Below are 16,784 nucleotides of genomic sequence, written 5' to 3'. Positions count from 1 at the left end.
CAAAACACGGTCAGGATGCGCCGGATGTCCCGGGCGCGATCGCGGGAAGACGACAGATGATCTTGCACAGGACCATGGGCGCGCTTTTGCTTTCCGTCGCGCTTTTGGGTTTGGCCGGCTGCGAAAGCGCCAAGGACAAGGCGGCGCGCCACCTGGCCTCGGCGCTGGAACTCATCGACAAGGGCGATGCCGACCGCGCCCTGGTCGAATTCCGCAATGTCTTCCAGCTTGATCCCGAGAATGTCGAGGCCCGCGCCCGTTTCGCCGCCTTCCTGCGCGACCGCGGCGACCTGCCCGGGGCCTATGCGCAATTCCAGGCCGTGATCGACCGCGAGCCCCAGAACGAGGAGGCCCTGCGCGGCGCGGCCGAAGTGGCGGCCAAGATGGGCAACTGGCCCGAGGCCGGGCGCCAGGCCTCGGCGCTTTTGGCGCTCACGCCGGGGGATGGCGCGATCCAGGCCATCAAGCTGGCCTCCGATTATGCCGCCGCAGCCACGGCCGGCGATGCCAAGGGCCGCGACGCGGCCGAGGCCGAGGCCAAGCGCCAATTGGTCGCCCGGCCCGATGACCTTTACCTGCGCCGCGTCGTGATCGACGCCCGCGCCCAGAACCGCGACTTCAAGGGCGCGCTGACCGCCCTCGATGTCGCCTTGCAGATCTTCCCCGAAGAGGTCTCGCTGTACACGGTGCGCGTCTCGCTCATGGCGGCGCTGGAGGACAAGGCGGGGGTCGAGGCCACGCTGATCGACATGGACAAGCGCTTTGCCGATCCGGGCGCGGGCGCGACGCTGCTGCGCTGGTATGTCTCGAATAACGAGATGGACAAGGCCGAGGCCTGGCTGCGGGCCAAGGCCGAGGCGCCGGGCAATGCCGGGCTGGAGGCGCGGGTGCAGCTGATCCTCTTCCTGAAACAGGCCCGCAGCCCCGATGCCGCCCTGGCCGAGATCGAGGCCGCGCTGAAGCTCGCGCCCGAGGCGCCCGATCCGGCCGCCCCCGACACATCGGTCACCCAGGCCAAGCTGCGGGTGCTCGGGGCCTCGATCCTGTTCGACGCCGGGCGCCGCGACGAGGGCATCGCCGCGATGAAGGCGATCCTCGACGGGGCGCCGCCCAGCGACGAGATGCGGCTGACCAAGGTGACCCTGGCGCGGATGTATCTGACCGTGGGCGACCTGGTGCAGTCGCGCGCCCTGACCGAGGAAGTGCTGAAGGAAGAGCCGGGCAATATCGAGGCGGCCAAGCTGAAATCGGGCTGGCTGATCGACGAGGACAAGACCGATGACGCGGTGGCGACGCTGCGCGCGGCGCTGGAACAGGCGCCCGGCGATGCCCAGACCATGTCGCTCCTGGCCGAGGCCTATGGTCGCGCCGGGTCGCGCGATCTCCAGGCCGACATGCTGTCCCAGGCGGTCGAAGCCTCGGGCAAGGCGCCGGGGGAAAGCCTGCGCTATGCCAGTTTCCTCGCCACCGATCAGAAATACCTGCCGGCCGAGGCGGTCCTGGTCAATGCCCTGCGGCTGGCGCCCGACAACCTGGAGATCCTCGCCGCCCTGGGCGATATCTATCTGCGGCTCAAGGACTGGCCGCGCGCCGAGGGCGTGGCCAACCGGCTGGAAGAGATCGGCAGCCCCGAGGCCCGCGCCATCGCCGACCGCCTGCGCCCGATCATCCTCTCCGAACGCGACAACGTCGGCGCGGCGGTCGATTACCTGCGCGGCCTGGCCCAGGGTTCGGGCGACCTGCGCAACCAGGTGGCGCTGATCTCGGCCTATCTCTCGGACGGCAAGCAGATCGAGGCCAGGGCGCTGGCCGCCGATATCCTGGCCAAGGCGCCCGACGACCTGAATGCGCGCTACATCATGGCCTCGGTCCAGGGCGCCACGGGCGAGGGCAAGGCGGCGATCGAGACCTTCCGCGCCCTGGTCACCGAGGAGCCCAAGGCGGTCCAGCTCTGGATCGCCCTGATCCGCCAAAGCGCGCAGGAAAACGGCCAGCCCTCGATCCCGCCCCTGGTGGACGAGGCCCTGACCCATCTGCCCGACATGCCCGACCTTCTCTTGATGAAGGCCAATATCCTGGAAGGCGCCCAGGATATCGAGGGCGCCATCGCGATCTATGAAAAGCTCTATGCGGCCGATTCCGGCAACCTGGCCGTGGCCAACAACCTGGCCTCGCTTCTGTCCTCTTACCGGACCGACAAGGAAAGCCTGGACCGGGCCTGGACCGTGGCGCGGCGGCTGAACGGCACCGATATCCCGGCCCTGGCCGATACCTATGGCTGGCTGGCCCATCTGCGCGGCCAGACCACCGAGGCCCTGCCCTACCTGGAACTGGCCGCCAAGGGCCTGGCCCAGGATCCCATGGTGCAGTTCCACTATGCCGAGGCGCTGAAGGCGGCGGGCAAAGGAGAGGAAGCCAAGCTGCATTACGGCCGCGTCCTGGAGCTTGTGCCGCCCGAGGACAGCCGCGCCTTCGCCGTCACCGCCCGCAAGGAGCTGGGCCAGTAGGCCCCATGCCCCCCCCGGGCGGGCGGAACTGCGCCATTCCGGGCACGGAAGGGCGGCAAATCCGCCGCCTTGACCGGGGCTTGCGCAATCCGGCGTTGTTTGACCGGCGCCGCCGCATTACCCTGCCGCCCAAACCCTTTGCGCAGAGTGACCCCATGCCGTTCCTTTTCAGATCTCTCTGGACCGCCCTGGTCCTGACCATGCTGGCCGCACTTGCCCCCGCCTTCGCCCAGGATGGCGGCTACAAGATCCAGCCCGGCGACACGCTGCAAATGGATGTGCTCGAGGATTCCAGCCTCTCGCGCCCGCTTCTGGTCCTGCCCGATGGCACCGTCTCCGTGCCCTCGGGCGGCGTGGTCCGGGCTGCGGGCCTGAGCCTGCCCCAGGTCCAGGAGGCGGTGACCGCGGCGCTGGCGCCCAACTTCGCCAAGACGCCCACGGTCTATCTCTCGGTGGGCCAGCTGAGCCCCGACACGCCCAAGCCCGGCGCGGGCGCCGCGGCGGGCACCACGGTCTACCTGATGGGCGAGGTCGCCAAGCCCGGCAGCGTGGCCGTGCCCAAGGGCACCACGCTTCTGCAATTCCTGGCCGAGACCGGGGGCCTGAGCCCCTATGCCGCCACCAAGCGCATCCAGATCCGCCGCATGGTGAATGGCGAAGAGAAGCTCTGGATCTTCAACTATGCCGCCGTCATGGCGGGCGGCCCGGCCCCGGCGATCACGCTGCAAAAGGGCGATGTCATCATCGTCCCGCAGCGCCGCCTCTTCGAATGAGCCGCCTTCCCCTTGGCCTCGTGCTCTTGGCTTCTGCTGTCCAGGCACAGGAGGCCCCGCCGCCGCGCCTGGTGCTGGACCTCGGCCTGACCGGGTCCCAGGCCACGAACCCCGACCTCTCGACCCCGGCCGAAAGCGCCAGCGACCTTGGCCTGCGCTTCGGCCTGGCCTTCGCCTCGGTGACGCGGGATCAAAGCTTCCTCCTCTCGCTGGGCGCCGCGGCCCAGTCGGGCGAGGGGCTCTCGGCGCCCGGCCTGAACCTGTCCTACAAGCGCCAGGGCGCCAATGCCGCCGTGACGCTGACCGCCAGCCATACCGATGCCGAGGCCGGGGCCGAGGATGCCCTGACCGCCACCGGGCGGGTGCGCGACAGCGACCTGGCCTTTACCGGGCAATGGGGGCTTCAGGGGCGGATCGGGCTGGATCTGTCGGCCCAGGCCCATGTCAAGGATTACAGCCTGACCACCGATCCTTCGGTCTATGACCAGGCCAGCCAGAGCCTGGGTCTGGGCCTGACCTTCCGGGGGCTGGGGGCGGGGGATCTGAGCCTCTCCTGGCGCCAGACCGCCGCCGATTTCGACGACCTGCTGCAGACCGACCGCGAAAGCCAAAGCCTGAGCCTGTCTTACCTGCGCCCGCTCGATGCCGCCACCGTGCTGACCGTGAGCCTCGGCACGACCGAGGCCGAGACGCGGAAACTGGGCCTGGTCTTTGCCCGCTCCAATGGCCTGACCGGGGCCCTGGCCCTCAAGCGCCAGATGGCCACGGGCTCGGCCGAACTGGGCCTGCAGATCGAACGCGACGCCAATGGCGCGCGCCAGACCCTGCAATTCGCCCGCGACCTGGCCCTGGCCAGCGGGAAACTTTCGGCCCGGATCGGCTATTCCAGCCGCAGCGGCGATGCGGGCCAGGCGGTGGGCGAACTGACCTGGTCCCAGGAGCTGCCCTCCGACAGCCTGAGCCTGTCGCTCTCGCGCCAGGTCGCGCTGAACGAGGACGAGGCCGACACGCTGCGCAGCACCCTGGGCGCCAGCTGGAGCCACAAGCTGGGCGAAAACAGCCAGCTTGGCCTGAGCTGGGGCCTCTCGTCGCTGATCAGCGCCGGGACGGCGGCGGTCGATGACGCGACGCGGCAAAGCCTGACGGCCAGCTATGGCCGGGCGCTGACGCCGGATTGGGCGCTGCGGGCCGGGGTGACCCTGACCGAGATCGACCGCGAGACCACGGGGACGGCCAGCGATGCGGCGGTCTTCGTGACGATCGGACGGAAATTCGTGCTGCTGCCCTGAGGCGGGGGGGCTCTTGCGCAAGCTCTCTCCCGCGATCTGGGCCCTTGTCCTGTCCTGCCTCGTGCCGGAACTGGTGCTGAGCGGCGCCGACTGGGGGCTTTGGGGCACAACCCGGTGGCGCGACTTCGCCTATGGTCATGGCGGCTTCTGGCCCGGGCTCCTGGCCGGCTGGCAGCCCAATTACCCGGGCCAGGCCTGGGCCATGTTCCTGACCTATGGGGTCCTGCATGGCGGGCCGGTGCATTTCGCGGTCAACATGGTCTCGCTGGTCTCCCTGGGCGAGGGGGTCGAGGAGCGGCTGGGGCCCTGGGGCTTCCTGCGGCTTTACGCGCTGAGCGTGCTGGGCGGCGGGCTGGGCTATGGCGCGCTGGTGACGGGGACCGTGCCCATGGTCGGCGCCTCGGGGGCGCTCTTCGGCCTGGCGGGGGCCCTGATCTTCTGGGGCTGGAGCGACCGAAAGGCCATGTCAGAGCCGCTTTGGCCCGTCCTGCGCGCGCTTTTGTGGCTGATCGGGCTGAATGTCGTGCTTTATCTCGTCACCGGCGGCCGGCTCGCCTGGGAGACCCACCTGGGCGGGTTCCTGGCGGGCGTGCTGGTGGCCTGGTGGGAAGAGCGGCGGGAGGCCCCGCCGCCCTGAGCGCTGCCCCGGGGGAGGGCGTCAGCCCCGCCTGCGGCGCATCAGCCCGAGGCCGAGGAGCGCGCCCGCCAAAAGCGGCAGGCCCGGGGGCAGGGGGACGGCGCCGACGATCGGGCTGACATCATAGACGAGGTTGTCCACCCCGATGTCCCAATCCGTGCCCCATTGGAAATAGGCCCCCCCGGTGAGGGTCTTGTTGATCGCGACCGTCACCGAATTGCCGGTATGGCCCGTGACGATCTGGGACCAGACCAGGTTCCAGCCCGCATCGTAAAGCCGGAACTCGGCATCGCGCGCCGTGCCGCCGTTGAAGTAATTGCCGAAGGCAAAGCTGGTCAGCGTGACCTGCATCCCGGAAGCGGGGGTGAAGCTCAGCTCGGCCACCCTGCCATTGCCCGAGGCGAAGCCGATATCGCTCAGCTCCGAGTAATTGTCGTTCCAGTGCAGCAGCGCCCCGCCCGAGGTGGCCAGGGCCGCATTGCCGAAACCCTCGCGCGAGGTCGAGCCGACGTCGAGCCCGAGGATATCCCCCATGGTCTGGGGGAAGGGGTCATAATTGTTCGGCGCGGCGGGGTCGTCGAAGGTCAGGGTAGCGGCCTGGGTGGCCGAAACGGAAAGGCCAAGGGCAAGGCCAAGGGCCAAAGGCTTCAAGACGTTGCAATCCATGGGAAAACTCCATGCATCGATGAATATGAATCTCAGTTTACCACGATTTTGGCAAAAAAGCCATTCTCTTCCCGCCCTCCCCGCCCCAGGGCAGCAACCGGGCCGCGAGCGGGCAAAGGCTACGGCAGGGGCGGATCATGGAACAGCCCAGCCCAGGGCGGGCCCCGGCTGTCCTTGCCGGAAAGGCCCCAGTTGGGCCCCGATGCCTAGCGAGCGCCCAGATGCTCTGCAACCCGGGACTGTGCGGCGCGCAAAAGCGCCTCGGCCCCCGCGGGGCTTGCGGCCTCGGCATAGATGCGGAACTCCGGCGCATTGCCCGAGGGGCGCAGATGCAGGACACGGCCCCCCGGGACCGTCATGCGCAGGCCGTCGGTCGTGTCGATCATATGGGCCGTGGGCAGGGACAGCGTCTCCAACAGCGCGCAGCGCGCCAGTTCATCCGCGAGGAGACCCGCCAGGAAAGCCGCGCTGCGCGCCGTGGGGATATGCTCGATCCGGTCGGTCGCGGTAAAGCGGGCGGGTTCGCGCGCCACGCGGGCCTTCAGATCGAACCCCTGGGGGAGCCGCGCGGCGGCCAGCGTGGCGATGATCGGCAAGAAGGCATCGCGCGTCATCAACCGGGGCAGGGTGGCGCTGTCGAAACCCAGGAGAAAGCCGCCATTGGCCTCATAGCCCACAACTGCGCCGGTCTCCTTCTCCATCGCCGCGATGACGAAGGGCGAGCCGATCTTGGTGCGCCGCGTCTCGAAGAGGTCATCGGCGCCCGAGTTCGACGAGACCGGCGTGACGACGACAGAGGCCGAAAGCGCCTGTGCAGTGACTTGTCCGAGGATATCGCCGGGGATCACCGCGCCGGTCTGATCGGTCACCAGGGGCCGGTCGGCATCGCCATCGGTCGAGACCAGGGCGTCAAAGGCGGCCCCCTCGTCTTTTGCGGCCGCGGCCCAAAGCCGCAGCTGCTCGCGGGTGGCGGCATCGACGGCTTCGGTGTCGACGGGGATGAAGTGATCCGACCGGCCAAGCTCGGTGACCTGGGCGCCAAGCGCGGCCAGGGTCTGGGAGAGAAGGTCCCGCGCCACGGAAGAATGCGCCCAAAGCCCGATACGCGCGCCGGAAAGCGCCCCGGGAAAGGCCTGGACATAGCGCGACATATAGCGGGCAGGGGCCTGCAAATCCGTCTCTATACTGGCGGTTTTGCCCTGGGGCGCCCGGCCAAGCCCGGCCAGGATCGCGGCCTCATGCGCCTTGGTGATCTCTCCGCCCGGGAGATAGAACTTCAGCCCGTTGCGGTCCGCCGGGATATGGCTGCCCGTGACCATGATCGCGGGGGCCCCCGCAGCCATGGCGGAAAGCGCCAGGGCGGGCGTCGGCAGGGCGCCGCAATCGACGACACGGACACCTTCCCCCCGCGCGGCCTCGGCCACGATCCGCGCCAAGAGCGGAGAGCTTTCCCGCAGGTCGCGGCCCAGGTAAAGCCCCGGAACTCTCCCTGAAACAGGCTCTATACAGGCCAAAAACGCCCTTGTGTAATCGGCCACCAGGTCCGCCGTCAGCTCGGTGACAAGGCCCCTGAGGCCCGAGGTTCCAAACTTCGGCGCCATCAGCCCTTCGCTCCCATCATCCTTTCGCCCCTTGCCCCCGGGCATAGACATCCTCGTAACGGGTGATGTCATCCTCGCCCAGGTAGGCGCCGGTCTGCACCTCGATCAGGACCATGGGGATCTTGCCGGGGTTCTCCATCCGGTGTTTCGCGCCCAAGGGGATATAGATCGACTGGTTTTCCGTCATCAGATGGACCTGGTCATCCACCGTCACCTTGGCCGTGCCCGAGACCACGATCCAGTGTTCCGACCGGTGGTGATGGCTTTGCAGCGAGAGTGCCGCGCCGGGTTTCACCACGATGCGCTTGACCTGGAAGCGGTCATGCAGCGCCAGGGTCTCGTAATGGCCCCAGGGTCTGTGATCGCGGGCAAAGCTTTCCGCCTGTTTCGCGCCCTTCTTCTTCAGCGCATCGACGGCCTTCTTCACATCCTGCGCGCGGGTCCGGTCGGCGATCAGCACCGCGTCATTCATCGCCACCGCGATGATATTGGACAGGCCGATCCCCACCAGCTCCAGCCCCTCGGAATCTGACCGCAAGAGCGTATCCCGGCAGTCGATCGCCGTCACCGCGCCCGAGGTCGCGACGCCGGTGCCATCTTCCCCCATCTCGCGCGCCACGGCATCCCAGCCGCCCAGGTCGCTCCACCCGCTTGAGAAGGCCACCACAGAGAGGTTTTTGGCCTTTTCCATCACCGCATAATCGACGGAGATCTCCTCGGCCAAGCCCCAGGCCCCGGGGTCAAGGCGCAGGAAGCCGAGGTCGGACTTGGCCTGGGCCAGGGCCGCGCGGACCGGCGCCAAAAGCCCCGGCGCATGGGCCTCATAGGCCGCCACCATGGTGGCCGCGGTGAACAGGAAGATCCCCGCGTTCCACAGGTAATTGCCCGCAGCCAGCATCTCGGCCGCGCGGGCGGCATCCGGCTTTTCGACGAAACGGGTCAGGGGCACGGGGCCTTCGCCCGGGGCGCCCGCCAGTTCCAGCCAGCCATAGCCGGTTTCGGCCCTGGTGGGGGCGATGCCGAAGGTGACGATCTGGCCCGCCCGGGCGGCGGGCACGCCCTGGGCCACGGCGGCGCGGAAGGCCTCCGCATCGGGGATGGCATGATCCGAGGGCGCGATCAGAAGCAGGGTCTCGGGGTCCTGCGCCTCGGCCCAGAGGGCGGCGGCCAGGACCGCGGGGGCGGTGTTGCGGGCGGAGGGCTCGATCAGGATCGGCCCGGGGTCGATGCCCGCCGTCATCAGCTGTTCGGTCACGATGAAGCGGAAATCCGAGCCGGTCAGGATCAGGGGCGGGCCGAAGCCCTCGCCCGAGAGCCTGCGGGCCGATTGGACGAAAAGACTGTCAGACCCGGTCAGGGGCACGAATTGCTTGGGGAATGACTTGCGCGACAGGGGCCAAAGCCTTGTGCCCGAGCCGCCGCACAAGAGAACCGGGGTGATCATGAAAAGTCCTTCCGCAAATCCCGCGCGCCCCGACCTCCTGGCCCGGGCTTCGCGCCATGATGCGAGGCGGGGGCGGGGGGGTCAAGCTTGGGTTGTGCGAAGCGGCCTGCTTACACGAAAAGGAAATCCCCCGCCGCAAGCTCTGCCGCCAGGTGGCCCACCAGGGTGATCGTCACCGTGCCTGCGGAAATCCGCACCCCGGCGCCGGTGTCGGTCAGGGTGAGGGCTGCGAAATCGGCGGCCAGGCCATGAAGCTCGATCCGGTCCAGGCCAAGTGCGAAATCCGTCACGCGGTCCGCGCCCCCCAGGGGACCAAAGACGAAGACATCCGCCCCCGTCCCCCCGGCCAGCCGGTCATCGCCAAGGCCCCCGATCAGCCGGTCATCCCCCGCCCCGCCCAGGAGCAGGTCGGCCCCCTCCAGCCCCGACAGCGTGTCATGGCCGCCGAGGCCCGAGAGGATATTCGCCCCGGAATTGCCCGTCACCGCATTGCCCAGGCCATTGCCGGTGCCCGTGATGCCCGCGACCAGGACCAGGTCCTCGATATCGGCCTGCGCGCCCGTGGCCAGCGACCAGGCCAGATGGGCCTGCACGGTGTCGCGGCCGCCCGATCCGGTGATTTCGGAGAGGAAGTTTTCCGACACCACATCCTCGGCATCGGTCACGACATAGATATCGTCACCGCGCCCGCCCACCAGCGTGTCGCCCTCTCCCCCGGCCCCGCCGTCCAGGCTGTCGGCCCCGTCGCCCCCGGCCAGAAGCGAGCCCTCCTGGCCGCCCAGAAGCGTGTCATTGCCGAGGCCGCCGTAAAGCGTGTTGTGGCCCAGGGTGTCGATGATGCGGTCATTGCCGCCCAGGCCCTCGTGGATATTGTCCTCGTAAAGCCCGAAGGCGGGCGCAAAGAGGCCGGTGATCTCGTCGTCATGGGCCGAGCCCGTGACCCCCACGATCCCGCCGCGCAGGACATCGCCCTCGGCATCGCCGCCACGCTGGGACTGGCGGTTGAGGTCGACATCGACCCCCGCGGTCGAGCGCGCATAGGTGACCCGGTCATTGCCCGCCCCGCCATCCAGCGTATCGGCCCCGGCGCCGCCATCGAGGACATTGTTGCCGGCATTGCCGATCAGGGTCTGGATCAGCTCGTTGCCCGCAAGGGCCAGGTTCAGGAAGGCCTCCGCCCCCTCGGGCAGGGCGGCTTGCAGGACCTCGACCGCGACCCCGGCGGCCAGCGTGTAATCCTCGTTGGCCGTCACGGTATCGACCCCGCCGCCCAGGGCCTCGGTGATGACATCTCCGCTGGTCACGACATAGGCATCCGAGCCCGCGCCGCCCTCCAGGCTGTCATTGCCCGCGCCGCCCGACAGAAGGTCATTGCCCGCCCCGCCGTAAAGCGTGTCGTTGCCCGTCTCGCCCCAAAGGCTGTCGTCGCCCGCATAGCCCCACAGCGCGTCATTGCCCGCGCCGCCCGCCAGGTCATTGGCCTGGGTGCCGAAGTTCTGCCCCTTGAGCGTGTCGCCAAAGGCAGAGCCCCTCAGGTTCTCGATCCCGGTCAGCACATCGCCCTGCGCATCGCCGCCCTTCTGCGTCCCAAGCGCCGCGAGGTTCACCACGACGCCCAGGCCCGAGAGGCTGTAAGAGGCCGTGTCCACCCCGTCGCCGCCGTCGATCGTATCGGCCCCGCCCGCGCCCTCCAGCACGTTCCAGCCGTCATTGCCGATCAGGCTCTGTGCCCGCAGGTTGCCGGTGATGTCGATGGGCTCGCCAAAGCCCGCGATGCGCGGGGTCAGGGCTTTCAGAACCTCGATCCGCGCCGCGGCGCCCAGGACGAAATCTTCCATGGCGACGATCGTGTCGACCTCGCCCAAGGGGCCGTTGATCAGGTCGATCACCTCATCGCCCGTGGTGACGTAATAGGTGTCGCCGCCAAGCCCGCCCTCCAGCCGGTCGATGCCGTCGCCGCCGTCCAGCATGTCATCGCCCGAGCCGCCATAAAGCGTATCGGCCCCGTCGCCGCCGTAAAGCGCGTCATTGCCCAGATCGCCCGTGACGCTGTCCGCCCCGCCCTCACCGGAAAGCCGGTTGTCCTGGTCATTGCCGATGACCTCGTTGTCCAGGTCATTGGCCCAGCCGTCCTTGGCCAGGCCGTTCAGGATCAGAACCTCGATCCCGCCCCCGGTGAGCCCCAGGTCAAAGCTGACCGAGGCCGAGACCGTGTCGCGCCCGGTGGCAAAGATACTCTCGGGCGCATAGGCCCCGTCATCGACCACGTCATCGGCATCGTTCACATAGTAGAGATCGCCCCCCAAGCCCCCCGCCAAGGTGTCCCCCGTGGCCCCAGAGGAGATCAGCACGTCATTGCCGAGCCCCCCCACGAGGTAATCGGCGCCATCCCCCCCGGTCAGCGTGTCATGGCCCGAAAGCCCCGCCAGGACGCTGCCCGTATCCCCCGCCGTCAGCTCATCGCCATAGGCCGAGCCCTCGAGATTCTCGATCTCGAAGAGGACATCGCCGAAACCCTCGCCCCCCGAGGTCTGGTTGTGAAAGCGCAGGTCGATGGTCACCCCGGCGGCAGAGAGCGCATAAGACGCCGTATCGGTGCCGCCATCGCCATCCAGCGTATCGGCCCCCGTGCCCCCGGTCAGGATATCATTGCCCGCCCCGCCGCGCAGGCTGTCCGAGCCCGCCATGCCGAAAAGCACATCGCGCCCGCCGCCGCCCGCGAGCGTGTCATTCTTGGCCCCGCCGCCGAGGTAATCCTCCCCGGCCCCGCCGATGAAATTGGCCGCGACCAAAAGCGTCTCGTCCAGGGCCAGGATGTCATTCATCGCCCCGCCATCGGCCACGATCCGGGTGATGCCGAAATATTCCTTCGACTGGCCCTCGAAGGAGAGGATCACGCCGGTCCCCGCTTCATTGGCGATGACGCCCAGAAGCTCTTCGCCATCGGCAATCGGCACGCCAGGCAAAAGCTGCCCCGTGCGCGGGCCGCTGTTCACCGTCAGCACGCCGTTCAGCTTTTGCGCCAGGGTCAGGGCGTTGTTGGTCGAATCCTCGTCGAAGTTGAAGCTGCCCAGGATCAGGCGCGGGCTGTCCCAGCGCCAGACCTCGCCCCAGAAGACATCGACATGGGCGGAAAAGCCCGCCGAGATCTGGCCCGAAGTGTGGAAGATCGAGAAGGGATTGTCGGAAAAAGCCGCGAGGAAATCATCGAGGTAAAGCCGGTCGTCATAGGCGCCCAGGTCGGTGGCGAGGTCGAACGCGATATCGCCCCGCACATTGCCGCCGCCATAGACCGAGGCCACGAAGGCATCGAGCTCGACCCCCAGCTCGACATAGGCCGAGACGGCAAGCTCTGGCGCGCCGTTTTCGGCCGCCATCAGGAAAAAGCCGTCCAGCGGGCTGTGACCCGCGCCCAGGCCCCGCGTGGAATAGCCGAAGCCCAGGTCGAACCAGAGGTCGAGGCCGCCGCCCACCTTGACATTGATGCCCGGAAAGATCGGGATCGGCGGGATCAGGTTCGCCTTGTCGACATGGAAATCGACCGTTGGCAGATCGACGGTGACCAGGTCGACCTCGCGGCCCAGGAACAGGTCGATGATCGCCTGCGGATCGGTCAGGAAGGGCAGGTCGAAGGCGCTGCCGCCGAGGATCTGATCCAGGATATCGGCGCCTCCGCCCGCGCCATCCCAGCCCTGGCCCGAAAGCCCGCCGATCACCGCGCCAAGGTCCACGGCAGCATCGAGGAAGGTCGTGCCGATGGTGCCGAGGTCAAAGCCCAGGGACCTGATATCCGACCCCGAGGCCAGGGAGAAATCCCCGATGATGAGGTTCGAGCCGTCGAAATCGATGCCGGAAATGAAATCCGCCCAATCGCCGATCTGGGTCACCAGGTCGAGGAAAGCATCGATCGAAGAGATATCGAGGTCCGGCTTGGCGATTTTCAGGATATCGACCAGCGTCACCTCGCCGTCATTGGTGCCGTCGAAAAGCCCGATGCCGCCGGGAAAGGCCTCGAGCACCTTGATCCGCGTGGTCAGAAGGTCGATCAGCGGCTGGACGGGCTCCAGGACGGCCTGGATCTGGGTCAAGAGCGGCCCGAGGAACTGGTCCATGAAGGTGCCCAGATCGACCCTGACATTGCCGAAATTGACCTGGGGCACGCCGCCGAAGCCCGAATTGTCATCGCCCGGATCGATCGTGGCATTGGAGAAATTCCAGTCCACCACCAGGTCTCCGCCGACCGGGGGCTGGAAGCCGCCCGAGGGGGCCTTGTCGAGGCCAAGCGCCACATGGGCATCGCCGTCGAATGTCGCACTCACCATGTCGCCGCCGGTCTCGGACAGGCGCAGCTTGCCATCGGCATTGGGGTCTGAAACCGTGACCTGGACCGTGCCGCCGAAGGTGGTCCCCGCATCGGTCAGGTCGTAGTCCTGGCCGCCCAGGGTGATGGTGGGGGCAAGGTCCAGGCTCGTGGTGGTCAGCGTCATGGCGATTTCACGGGCGCCGGTCGTGTCGATGAAGAACCCCGCCGCATCGGTGCCCAAGGTCATGGCCAGCTCGAACCCCGTGGCCAGCCGCGCCTGGCCCATCGAGACCGCCTCGGTGGTGATGTCCAGCCCTTCCATGGCCAGATCCTTGGCCAGATCCACCACGACCTCGGCCCCCGCTTCGGTCGCCTTGTCCAGCGTGACCGTCACCTTGCCGGCCACGGTCGAGGCGACCTTGACCGCCGTCCCCGCCCAGCCCGCCGCCGCCATGACGCCGTCCAGCGCCGCAGCCACCCCGGCCGTGGTCTGCTCCGCCCCCGTGGCCGCAAGATCGGCCAGCTTGCCCGCCAGGGCCGCACCGAGGTCCCCCACCCGGTTCACCGCCGCAGCCCCGACATCGGCCGCCTTGCCCAGACCATCGCCGATCAGCGGAAAGGCCTCGTCCGCGACCTGGGCGGTCAACTGGCTTTGCAGGCCCGAGAAGGTGGCAGCGATGCCCGACGACAAGGACGTCAGTTGCGACGTGGAAATATTGGCCATGAAATGCCCTCTGGTTCGAAATGCTCACGGATGCGTGATCAAGATTTTCGAAATTTGACCAGGCTGTCAAGAAAAACCGCCGCTCAGCCCGGCGGCAGGAGCTCCAGGAAAGCCGCCCCCAGCCGGGCATCGACCTCGGGGCGGAAATGGCCATCGCCCAGGAAGGCGGCAGGGTCGCGCGGGTCCTGGATCTCGGACGTGGCGAAACAGGTGACGCCCTGGGCGCGCAGGGCGGGGCAAAGCGCGGCAAGGTCGGGGGCCGGGCGGTTGCCCTGGATCAGCGCCACGATGGGCACCTGGCCATCCTCCCGGGCCTCGGCTGCAAACGCGGCCAGGATGCGGCGCAGGGTCTCGGCGCCCGGGCTGGCGGGGTCCGACAGCTCGGCCATGGCGGCCTTGCGGCGCAGGGCCAGTTCCGGCATGACCTGCGATCGGCGCAAGAGCCGGACCAGGGGCGAGGCATCCAGGAGCGGCCAGCGGAAGGCCGCCGCCATATGGGCGCGGTCCAGTTCGGCCAGTTGCGCCTCCCAGGCGGCGGACCGGGCGGGGTCGGAGGCCAGCCGCTCTTCCTCGGCCAGGGATTGCACCAGGGGATCGGTGCGGATCAGCCCTGTCCCGGCCGGATCGGGGCTGAAGACCGGATAGGTATAGGGCGCGGGCTGTTCGAAGACCCAGGTGCGGTTGGAAAGCGAAAACATGCCCTCGAGCGTGTCCGAGAGGACCCCCAGCACCACGACATCCCCCGCCCGGCGGTTGGGCCGGTCATCAAGGAACATGGCATAGGTCGCATTCACCGGCGCCCCGGGCCCGGAATGCCGGTCGATGCGCAGATCGGGCTCGGCCTTCTGCGCCGCGTCCAGGATGTTGTTCAAAAAGGACATGCCATAGGCCCGGATCACCGGGCGTTCAGAGACTGCACTGGCGGTTTCCGCAGCAAATCCCTCGGCCGAGGCCCGCATCATCGCATCGCGCCAGGCCACGTCGCGCAGGTTGCCGGGCAGGTCGGGCTGCGCCGCCCAGGTCGCGAACTTGCCCGGGACCGAGCGGCCATAGTCGAAGAAGCGCACCAGGCTTTGCGGCGCGCCATGGGTCAGCGCAAGCTGCACGCCGAAATCCATCCCCAGAAGGATCACCAGCGTCAGGAGAAGGGTCTTGAGCGGGGCGGGCAGGGCGGCCTCCTGTCAGAACTGGAAATAGATGAAGGCGGCGGGCAGGGTATTGGACCCGAAGACCAGGAGATAGATGCAGGTGGCGTAAAGCGTGGCGCGGGCCCAGGGCCTCCAGCGCATGTAAAAGCGCGGATTGCCCGCGATCTCGATGGCCAGGTCCCACAGGAAGAGGCAGGCGATGCCCACCAGGACCGGCAGGGGCGGCAGGTCGAGCGCCGCGAAATCGGCCAGGCGCAGGCTGCCCAGCCGGGCGGTGAAATCGGCGATCTGGCCGAAGGAATGGGCCCGGAACAGGAGCCAGCCATAAGAGACGACCTGGAAGAAGAGGATAACCAGCCCGATGCGGCGCAGGATGGGCCAAGGCCCGGGCCCGGATGCCGCCCCCCTCCAGCCCAGGGCCCGGTGCAGGCAGAGAAGCCCGCCCTGGTATGCCCCCCAAAGCACGTAATTCCACGCCGCCCCATGCCAGATCCCGCCCAGGAGCATGGTCAGGAAGAGGTTGCGATAGGTCTTGAGCCTGCCGCCCCGGTTGCCGCCCAAGGAGATGTAAAGGTAATCGCGCAGCCAGGTCGACAGCGAGATATGCCAGCGCCGCCAGAACTCTTGCGGATTGGTGGCGAAATAGGGCTGGGCGAAGTTGACCGGCAGCTCGAAGCCCAGGATCTTGGAGACCCCGCGCGCGATATCGGTATAGCCCGAGAAGTCGCAATAGATCTGCAAGGCGAAGGCCCAGGTCGCAAAGGCCACCTGGGCCCCGGTCGGGTCGGCGATGCCGCCGCCATAGACCGTGTCGACCAGGGGGGCGAGCCCGTCGGCGATGACGATCTTCTTGATCAGCCCGGTCAGGCAGAGGACCGCCCCGCGCCCCATGGCATCCCAGGACAGGACGCGCGGCGCCAGGACCCGGGGCAGAAGATGGGTGGCGCGCACGATGGGCCCGGCCACCAGCTGCGGGAAGAAGGCCACGAAAAGCGCGAAGTCGAAGAAGTTCCGGCAGGGCTTCAGATCGCCGCGATAGACGTCGATCGTATAGCTCATGCTTTGGAACGTGTAGAACGAGATCCCCACCGGCAGGGCGATGGACAGGGTGAAAGGGTCGGGGTGAAAGCCAAAGGACTGCGCGAGGTCGATGAAGCTTTGGGTGAAGAAGTTGAAATACTTGAAGAAGCCCAGGAAGCCCAGGTTGATCGCCACGGAAAGCATCACGATGCGCTGGCGCAGGACCGGGTCGCGGCTGGCCTCGAGCGCCCGGCCGATCCCGTAATCGGCCGTGGTCGAAAACATGAGAAGCCCCAGGAAGCGCCAGTCCCAGGCGCCGTAGAAGACATAGCTCGCCCCCAAAAGCAGCCAGTTCTGCCCGCGATGGGGCAGGACGACATACAGCAGGAAGACCACCGCGAAAAAGCGCCAGAACTCGGCATCGGAAAAGATCATGTCGGCCTGGCTCGCTTTGGACAATGGGCGGGAGTGTGCCGACACTCCGGCCCGGAGATCAAGCCGCAACTGCCGGGGGGCCAGGAATTGCCCCCGGGGCGGGGGCGTTTCGTGGGCGCGCTAGCCCAGATGCGACTTTGGTTTGGTGGAGAGTTTCGCCTTGCGATGACCTCGGCCAAGGACATGGGCGCGGAAGACTTCGGCGGGGGTTCGGAAGCCCAGGCACTTCCGTGGGGT

At 67.9% G+C, this 16,784-nt stretch carries 10 protein-coding genes and 1 pseudogene; 4 read left to right on the top strand and 7 right to left on the bottom strand.

Annotated features, from left to right (window positions below; translation table 11 throughout):
• The first annotated feature begins 56 nt into the window (after window positions 1-56).
• From GV832_RS18990 to GV832_RS18975, 4 genes are all read left to right on the top strand, one after another.
• Complete coding sequence (locus GV832_RS18990; protein ID WP_168776464.1) at window positions 57-2,507, top strand: tetratricopeptide repeat protein; 2,451 nt, start codon at window positions 57-59, stop codon at window positions 2,505-2,507.
• 155 nt (window positions 2,508-2,662) lie between these two features.
• Entirely contained in the window at window positions 2,663-3,280 is a 618-nt protein-coding gene (locus tag GV832_RS18985; protein ID WP_168776463.1) for a polysaccharide biosynthesis/export family protein, read from the top strand.
• Entirely contained in the window at window positions 3,277-4,569 is a 1,293-nt protein-coding gene (locus GV832_RS18980; RefSeq protein ID WP_168776462.1) for a hypothetical protein, read from the top strand. The genes GV832_RS18985 and GV832_RS18980 overlap by 4 nt, the downstream gene beginning before the upstream one ends.
• A 13-nt stretch (window positions 4,570-4,582) precedes the next feature.
• The gene (locus GV832_RS18975; protein ID WP_168776461.1) at window positions 4,583-5,206 is read left to right on the top strand and encodes a rhomboid family intramembrane serine protease; all 624 of its coding nucleotides are present in this window, start codon (window positions 4,583-4,585) and stop codon (window positions 5,204-5,206) included.
• Window positions 5,207-5,227: 21 nt separating this feature from the next.
• On the opposite strand, the gene GV832_RS18970 is transcribed toward GV832_RS18975, so the two are convergent.
• The 7 genes and pseudogenes from GV832_RS18970 to GV832_RS22710 form a co-directional block, all read right to left on the bottom strand.
• Window positions 5,228-5,872, bottom strand: coding sequence for a hypothetical protein (locus tag GV832_RS18970; RefSeq protein WP_168776460.1), 645 nt, complete (start codon window positions 5,870-5,872; stop codon window positions 5,228-5,230).
• Between the two features lie 206 nt (window positions 5,873-6,078).
• Window positions 6,079-7,473, bottom strand: coding sequence for a phosphohexomutase domain-containing protein (locus tag GV832_RS18965; protein ID WP_168776459.1), 1,395 nt, complete (start codon window positions 7,471-7,473; stop codon window positions 6,079-6,081).
• 16 nt (window positions 7,474-7,489) lie between these two features.
• Window positions 7,490-8,917, bottom strand: coding sequence for a mannose-1-phosphate guanylyltransferase/mannose-6-phosphate isomerase (locus GV832_RS18960; protein ID WP_168776458.1), 1,428 nt, complete (start codon window positions 8,915-8,917; stop codon window positions 7,490-7,492).
• A gap of 110 nt (window positions 8,918-9,027) precedes the next feature.
• A complete protein-coding gene (locus GV832_RS22450) occupies window positions 9,028-13,944 on the bottom strand; it encodes a beta strand repeat-containing protein (RefSeq protein WP_168776457.1) in 4,917 nt (1,638 codons plus the stop codon).
• An 83-nt stretch (window positions 13,945-14,027) separates the two neighbouring features.
• Entirely contained in the window at window positions 14,028-15,077 is a 1,050-nt protein-coding gene (locus GV832_RS18950) for a hypothetical protein (protein ID WP_168776456.1), read from the bottom strand.
• A 48-nt stretch (window positions 15,078-15,125) separates the two neighbouring features.
• Window positions 15,126-16,547: an MBOAT family O-acyltransferase gene (locus GV832_RS18945; protein ID WP_168776455.1), complete on the bottom strand. Its 1,422-nt coding sequence runs from the start codon at window positions 16,545-16,547 to the stop codon at window positions 15,126-15,128.
• A gap of 120 nt (window positions 16,548-16,667) precedes the next feature.
• Window positions 16,668-16,784 (bottom strand): annotated as a pseudogene (locus tag GV832_RS22710) (IS30 family transposase); the annotation flags it as partial.

The sequence above is a fragment of the Stagnihabitans tardus genome (assembly GCF_009925085.1).
Lineage (GTDB): Bacteria > Pseudomonadota > Alphaproteobacteria > Rhodobacterales > Rhodobacteraceae > Stagnihabitans > Stagnihabitans tardus.
Note: the sequence above shows the minus strand (reverse complement) of the source record. Positions and strands in the feature narration are given on the sequence as shown.